This window comes from bacterium (assembly GCA_024226335.1).
GTDB lineage: Bacteria > Myxococcota_A > UBA9160 > SZUA-336 > SZUA-336 > JAAELY01.
Window position 1 is genome coordinate 1 of sequence record JAAELY010000104.1, and the last position, 933, is coordinate 933.

Genomic DNA, 933 nt, shown 5'->3' on the forward strand with positions numbered 1-933 from the left:
CGGTAGAGCGTTTCGCGGATCAGGGCGTGACTGAAGCGGTAAGTATCTGCGGCGTTGCTCGAGGGCTCGATGATTCGAGCTGCAACCAGTCCTTCGAGAGCCGCGAGGATGGGCTGGTGCTCCGGTCCAGCGACTTCCGACAGCAGCGTCATGGAGAACTCCCGGCCAATCACCGAAGCCAAGGCTAAAAGTTTCCGGGCCTCGGCCGTGAGCATTCCCAGCCGGCGTCCGATTGCCGCAGAGATGCTCAGCGGAAGCTCGATCTCCAGTTCGCCTTCCTCCGCGTCGAGGATGCGTGCGAGTTCGACGATGAAGAAGGGATTGCCCTCGGTCATCGAGGCCACCAACTCGACCAAACCGGGAGAAATGTCTTTGCCGACGATCTGGAGCAGGAGTTCGGTTATGTGCTCTCGCTCGAGCCCCTTGATCGCAAGACGTCGGAATATGGACTCGCGCGCAAGCTCGCCCAGAGTCTCGTTGAGCTCCGAAATGGGAGGCAACTCATCCTCCCGACAGGTTCCGAGCACGAGTACCCTCTCGTCGTGCAGCTGCGCGGCGACGAAACGCAGAAGCCCGAGAGAAGCGGGGTCGGCCCACTGCATGTCTTCCAGCACCAGAACCAGCGGTGACTGCTCAGCGAACTTTCGCAGGCCACGAGTGGCGAGGTCGAAAAACTGAAAACGCGCCTCCGCACCTTCGCTGGTTCTCGCCGCGGAGCCGGTGTTCTGTGCTTCGGCTTCGGGGCTCCAACTTGCGAAGAATTCCGCATCCTTCGCGAGTTCCTCCGGGATCGGCTTCTCCCCGTTGAGCCGGATCCACTCTCGAATCGCCTGGATCCAGGGCCAGAAAGCCGGCGCACCATCGACCTCGTGGCAGCGTCCGGTCAGTACCATGCATCCCGCGTCCGTGGCCTCGCGGCACAGTTCTTCGACC

Annotated in this window: 1 protein-coding gene; it reads right to left on the bottom strand. The window is 62.0% G+C overall.

The annotated features are described in order from the left end of the window. Nucleotides 1-933: AAA family ATPase (locus GY725_04410; GenBank protein ID MCP4003419.1), on the bottom strand; the 933-nt coding region annotated here is incomplete at both ends.